Source organism: Pseudomonas rossensis, from assembly GCF_039888995.1.
GTDB lineage: Bacteria > Pseudomonadota > Gammaproteobacteria > Pseudomonadales > Pseudomonadaceae > Aquipseudomonas > Aquipseudomonas rossensis.
Genome location: NZ_JBBWCB010000084.1, coordinates 20,538 through 27,107 on the forward strand (window position 1 = coordinate 20,538; position 6,570 = coordinate 27,107).

Here is a 6,570-nt window from a genome sequence, read left to right on the forward strand (position 1 = left end):
CATGGCTAATCTGCGTATTGCGCTGGTGGCGGGTGAGGCTTCCGGCGACATTCTTGGCGCGGGTCTCATGCGCGCACTCAAGGCTCAGCACCCGGCAGTCGAGTTCATCGGTGTTGGCGGTCCGCTGATGCAGGCCGAAGGCCTGACCTCGTATTTCCCGATGGAGCGTCTTTCGGTCATGGGCCTGGTGGAAGTGCTGGGCCGATTGCGTGAGCTGATGGCTCGCCGCAAGAAGTTGATCGCCGACCTGATCGCCGAGAAGCCGGATGTGTTCATTGGTATCGATGCCCCGGACTTCAACCTCAATATCGAACTCAAGCTGCGTCAGGCCGGGATCAAGACCGTGCATTACGTTAGCCCGTCGGTTTGGGCGTGGCGGCAGAAGCGGGTGCTGAAGATTCGCGAAGGCTGCGATCTGATGCTGACGCTGTTCCCGTTCGAAGCGAAATTCTATGAAGAGAAGGGCGTGCCGGTGCGGTTTGTCGGGCACTCACTGGCCGATGCAATCCCGCTTGAAGCCGATCGCGCCGGCGCGCGGGCTGAACTCGGCTTGCCCGACGGGCCGTTGGTCGCACTGATGCCCGGCAGTCGCGGTGGCGAAGTTGGCCGTCTCGGTGCGTTGTTCCTCGATACGGCCCAGCGTCTGCGAGCCCTGCGCCCTGGTGTGCGGTTCGTCATGCCTTGCGCCAGCCCCGAGCGTCGCCAGCAACTTGAAGAGCTGCTGGCGGGCCGAGATCTGCCGCTGACATTGCTCGATGGCAAATCCCATCTGGCTCTGGCGGCCTGCGACGCGGTACTGATTGCCTCCGGAACGGCGACCCTGGAAGCGTTGTTGTACAAACGGCCGATGGTGGTCGCGTACCGCTTGGCACCGCTGACGTTCTGGATTCTCAAGCGCATGGTGAAAAGTCCCTACATCTCCTTGCCGAACCTGCTGGCCCAGCGCCTGTTGGTGCCCGAGTTGCTGCAGGACGATGCGACGGTTGAAGCCTTGGCCCAAACGCTGTCGCCACTGATCGAAGGCGGTGAAGAACAGACCCGCGGCTTCGATGAAATTCACCGTACCTTGCGTCTGGACGCCTCCAATCAGGCGGCGGACGCGGTACTGAACCTGATCGGCAAAACACAATGAGCAAAGCAAGCATTCAGATGGGCCTGGACTTCACCCTGGTCGCCGAAGTTGAAGATCTGGTCGCCGGCGTCGACGAAGTCGGTCGCGGCCCGCTTTGTGGTGCTGTGGTGACAGCCGCGGTGATCCTCGATCCGAACCGTCCGATTCTGGGCCTGAATGATTCGAAGAAGCTCACCGAAGCACGCCGCGAAAAACTCTACGACGAGATCTGCGAAAAAGCCCTGAGCTGGTGCATTGCTCGCGCCGAAGTCGAAGAAATTGACGAGCTGAACATTCTCCACGCCACCATGCTGGCCATGCAGCGCGCGGTCCAAGGTCTGCACATCACGCCGAAACTGGCGATGATCGATGGCAATCGTTGCCCGAAGCTGTCGATGCGCGCCGAAGCAGTGGTGCAGGGCGACGGCAAGGTACCGGCCATCGCCGCGGCATCGATTCTGGCCAAGGTCAGCCGAGATCGTGAGATGGCAGCATTCGAACTTATTTACCCGGGTTACGGCATCGGCGGCCACAAAGGCTACCCGACGCCCGTTCACCTGGAGGCGCTGGCCCGCTTGGGGCCAACGCCGATTCACCGCCGCTCGTTCGCCCCGGTACGCCTGGCTTACGAGGCGCGGGAAAACCTGATCGAGAGTTAGTCGCAAGGCTGATGTTTTTGCCAAGGCCCGGTACAATCCGGGCCTTGTTGTCTTCACGTTTCTAGTTTCTAGACAGGATCACTATGCCGGCTTCATTCGTTCATCTACGCCTGCACACTGAGTATTCCCTGGTCGACGGTCTGGTGCGGATCAAACCGCTGGTCAAGACCCTGGTCGGCATGAACATGCCTGCCGTAGCGGTCACCGACCAGAACAACATGTGTTCCCTGGTCAAATTCTATAAAGCCGCCATGGGCGCCGGGATCAAGCCGATCTGTGGCGCCGACCTGTGGCTGTCGAACAAGGATCCGGATAACGCTCTGAGCCGGATCAGCCTGCTGGCGATGAACGCCGTGGGTTATCGCAACCTCACCGAACTGATCTCCCGCGGCTTCATCGACGGCCAGCGCAATGGCTCGGTCATCATCGAGCGCGAGTGGGTGGCCGAAGCCAGCGAAGGCTTGATCATGCTGTCGGCGGCAAAAGAAGGCGAGATCGGTCTGGCGATGCTCAGTGGCAACCCGGCCGAAGCGGAAAACCTGGCGCGCGAATGGATGGCCGTGTTCCCGGATCGCTTCTACCTGGAAATCCAGCGCACCAACCGCCCCAACGACGAAGAACAGTTGCACGCTGCCGTGGCCCTTGCCGAGAAAATCGGTGCGCCACTGGTCGCGACCAACGACGTGCGCTTCATCAAGCAGGAAGACTTCGCCGCTCACGAAACTCGCGTTTGCATCGGCGAGGGCCGTGCCCTCGATGATCCGCGGCGTTCAAAAAATTACAGCGATCAGCAATACCTCAAAAGCGCCGAGGAAATGGCCGAGCTGTTCAGTGACATTCCCGAAGCGCTGGAAAACACCGTCGAGATTGCCAAGCGCTGCAACATTGAAGTGAAGCTGGGCACTCACTTCCTGCCCAACTTCCCGATCCCCGATGGCATGACCATCGACGAGTACTTCCGCAAGGTTTCCTTCGATGGTCTGGAAGATCGCCTCAGCGTTCTGCTGCCCAAGGACACCACCGAAGACTACGAAACCAAGCGTCAGGTCTACGTCGACCGGCTGAATTTCGAGCTGGATATCATCATCCAGATGGGCTTCCCCGGTTACTTCCTGATCGTTATGGACTTTATCCAGTGGGCCAAGAGTAACGGCGTGCCGGTGGGGCCGGGCCGTGGATCGGGTGCCGGGTCGCTGGTGGCCTACGTGCAGAAGATCACCGACCTCGATCCGCTGGAATATGATCTGCTGTTCGAACGTTTCCTTAACCCGGAACGGGTATCCATGCCCGACTTCGACGTCGACTTCTGCATGGACGGTCGTGACCGCGTAATCGACTACGTGGCCGAGAAGTACGGCCGCAACGCGGTAAGCCAGATCATCACCTTCGGTTCCATGGCAGCCAAGGCTGTGGTCCGCGACGTGGCGCGGGTACAGGGCAAGTCCTACGGTTTGGCGGATCGTCTGTCGAAGATGATCCCGTTCGAAGTCGGCATGACCCTGGAAAAGGCCTACGAGCAGGAAGAAATCCTGCGTGACTTCATCAAGGTTGATGAAGAGGCCGCGGAAATCTGGGAAATGGCCCGCAAGCTGGAAGGCGTTGTGCGTAACGTCGGTAAGCACGCCGGTGGTGTTGTTATTGCCCCGACCAAACTGACTGACTTCTCGCCAATTTATTGCGATGAGGCCGGTGATGGTCTGGTCACCCAGTTCGACAAGGACGACGTTGAAGCCGCTGGCCTGGTGAAGTTCGACTTCCTCGGTCTGCGGACCCTGACGGTCATCGACTGGGCGCTGAAAACCATCAACCGTGATCGCGCCAAGGTCGATGAGCCGCCGCTGGATATCGCGTTCATCCCGCTGGATGACAAGCCGACTTACCAGTTGCTGCAAAAAGCTGAAACCACCGCGGTGTTCCAGCTTGAGTCGCGCGGCATGAAAGAGCTGATCAAAAAGCTCAAGCCCGACTGCCTGGAAGACTTGATCGCACTGGTGGCCCTGTTCCGTCCGGGCCCGTTGCAATCGGGCATGGTGGACGACTTTATCAACCGTAAGCACGGTCGCGCCGAACTCGCGTACCCGCACTCGGACTACCAGTACGAAGGCCTCAAACCGGTTCTGGCACCGACTTACGGCATCATCCTGTATCAGGAACAGGTGATGCAGATTGCCCAGGTCATGGCCGGTTACACCCTTGGCGGCGCGGACATGCTGCGTCGAGCCATGGGTAAGAAAAAACCCGAAGAAATGGCCAAGCAGCGCGGCGGTTTCATTGACGGTTGCAAGACCAACAATATCGACGCCGACCTGGCCGGTAACATTTTCGACCTGGTAGAGAAATTCGCCGGTTACGGCTTCAACAAATCCCACTCCGCCGCTTATGGCCTGGTGTCCTACCAGACCGCATGGCTGAAAACGCATTACCCGGCGCCATTCATGGCCGCGGTACTGTCGGCGGATATGCACAACACCGACAAGGTCGTGACCTTGATCGAAGAAATTCGCACCATGAAGCTGCGTCTCGACGCGCCGGATGTGAATACTTCGGAGTTCAAGTTCACGGTGAATGACGAAGGCCGGATTATCTACGGCCTCGGCGCGATCAAGGGTGTGGGCGAAGGCCCGGTGGAAGCCATCACCGAGGCGCGTCAGGAAGGTCCGTTCAAGGATCTGTTCGATTTCTGCGCCCGTGTCGATCTCAAACGTATCAACAAGCGCACCCTGGACGGTTTGATCCGCAGCGGTGCGCTGGATCGTCTGGGGCCTTACTTCCATGACGAGCAGAAAGCCTATCAGGCCAATATCGACCGCAACCGAGCGGTCTTGCTGAACGCCATGGAAGGGGCGATCAAGGCGGCCGAACAAACCGCGCGTACCCACGACAGCGGTCATGTCGACCTTTTTGGCGGTCTGTTCGTCGAAGAAGACGCCGATGTCTACGCCAATCACCGCAAGGCCAAGGAACTGACCCTCAAGGAACGCCTGAAAGGGGAGAAAGATACCCTGGGCCTGTACCTGACCGGTCACCCGATCGACGAATACGAAGGTGAGATCCGCCGTTTCGCCCGTCAGCGCATCATCGACCTGAAACCGGCCCGTGATACCCAGACCGTCGCGGGCATGATCATCGCCCTTCGAGTCATGAAGAACAAAAAGGGCGACAAGATGGGTTTCATCACCCTCGACGACCGCTCCGGGCGGATCGAAGCGTCGCTGTTCGCCGAAGCATTCCATTCGGCGCAGTCGTTGTTGCAGACCGACGCGATGGTGGTGGTCGAAGGCGAAGTCAGCAACGACGATTTCTCCGGTGGCTTGCGTCTGCGGGTCAAGCGGGTGATGAGCATGGAAGATGCGCGCACCAACCTGGCCGAAAGCCTGCGCTTGAAGCTGCAAACCCAGGATTTGAAAGGCGATCAGCTACGCTGGCTCGGTGAGTTGTTCAAGCGTCACCGTGGCGCGTGCCCGATCACCATGGAATACACCAGTCCCGATGCGAAGGCCTTGCTGCAGTTCGGCGAGACCTGGCGGATCGACCCGGCGGATGCCTTGATTCAAGCCCTGCGTGACCAGTTCGGGCGAGACAACGTCTTCCTCCAATACCGTTGACGGTCAGGTGCCGCTCTTCCAAAAGGGAGCAGCTCTGATCTCGACCCAATTTTTAATCTCGACCTGAACGCGCCTCTCCCTTAAGGTAGGGCGCGAATAGACAACCGGCCGGCCCAAGCTCTCTTGGAGGTCGACCCAAGACGGACGCCTATGAACCCGAATTTTCTAGATTTCGAACAGCCGATCGCCGACCTGCAAGCCAAGATCGAAGAGTTGCGCTTGGTCGGTAACGACAATTCGCTGAATATCGGCGATGAGATCTCCCGCCTGCAGGACAAAAGCAGCACGTTGACCGAAGACATCTTCGGCAAGCTGACCAGCTGGCAGATCGCGCGTCTGGCGCGTCACCCGAAACGTCCATATACCCTGGACTACATCGAACACATCTTCACCGAGTTCGATGAACTGCACGGTGACCGTCACTTCTCCGACGACGCTGCGATCGTCGGCGGCATTGCCCGTCTGGACGACCAGCCGGTGATGATCATCGGTCACCAGAAAGGCCGTGAAGTGCGCGAGAAAGTTCGTCGCAACTTTGGCATGCCGCGTCCAGAAGGCTACCGCAAGGCTTGCCGCCTGATGGAAATGGCCGAACGTTTCAAGATGCCGATCCTGACCTTCATCGACACCCCGGGCGCCTACCCTGGTATCGACGCTGAAGAGCGCAATCAGAGCGAAGCGATTGCCTGGAACCTGCGCGTCATGGCACGCCTGAAAACCCCAATCATCGCCACCGTGATCGGTGAAGGTGGTTCCGGTGGTGCGCTGGCGATCGGCGTTTGCGATCAACTGAACATGCTGCAGTACTCGACTTACGCGGTGATTTCGCCGGAAGGTTGCGCTTCGATTCTGTGGAAGACCGCCGAAAAAGCACCGGACGCTGCTGAAGCCATGGGCATCACTGCCGAGCGCCTCAAAGGCCTGGGCATTGTGGATAAAGTGATCAGCGAGCCTTTGGGCGGCGCGCACCGTAATCCGGCTGCTGCGGCTGCATCGATCCGTGCCGAGCTGAGCTCGCAGCTGGCGATGTTGAAGAAGTTCGATAACGAAGCGCTGTTGGCTCGCCGTTACGAGCGTCTGATGAGCTACGGTCTGTAACTGTACTCGCTACACCCCTGTAGGAGCTGCCGAAGGCTGCGATCTTTTGATCGTGAAAATGCAAGATCAAAAGATCGCAGCCTTCGGCAGCTCCTAC

At 59.1% G+C, this 6,570-nt stretch carries 4 protein-coding genes; all 4 read left to right on the forward strand.

The features are described from left to right. Nucleotide 1 precedes the first annotated feature (1 nt). Entirely contained in the window at nucleotides 2-1,132 is a 1,131-nt protein-coding gene (gene lpxB / locus WLY71_RS20525) for a lipid-A-disaccharide synthase (protein WP_347804994.1), read from the forward strand. Nucleotides 1,133-1,143: 11 nt separating this feature from the next. Next, nucleotides 1,144-1,770, forward strand: coding sequence for a ribonuclease HII (rnhB, locus tag WLY71_RS20530; RefSeq protein ID WP_347804997.1), 627 nt, complete (start codon nucleotides 1,144-1,146; stop codon nucleotides 1,768-1,770). A gap of 83 nt (nucleotides 1,771-1,853) precedes the next feature. Beyond that, nucleotides 1,854-5,375, forward strand: a complete 3,522-nt coding sequence (dnaE, locus tag WLY71_RS20535) for a DNA polymerase III subunit alpha (protein WP_347804995.1) — start codon at nucleotides 1,854-1,856, stop codon at nucleotides 5,373-5,375. A 150-nt stretch (nucleotides 5,376-5,525) separates the two neighbouring features. Beyond that, nucleotides 5,526-6,473, forward strand: a complete 948-nt coding sequence (locus WLY71_RS20540) for an acetyl-CoA carboxylase carboxyltransferase subunit alpha (RefSeq protein WP_008154040.1) — start codon at nucleotides 5,526-5,528, stop codon at nucleotides 6,471-6,473. Nucleotides 6,474-6,570: the final 97 nt, after the last annotated feature.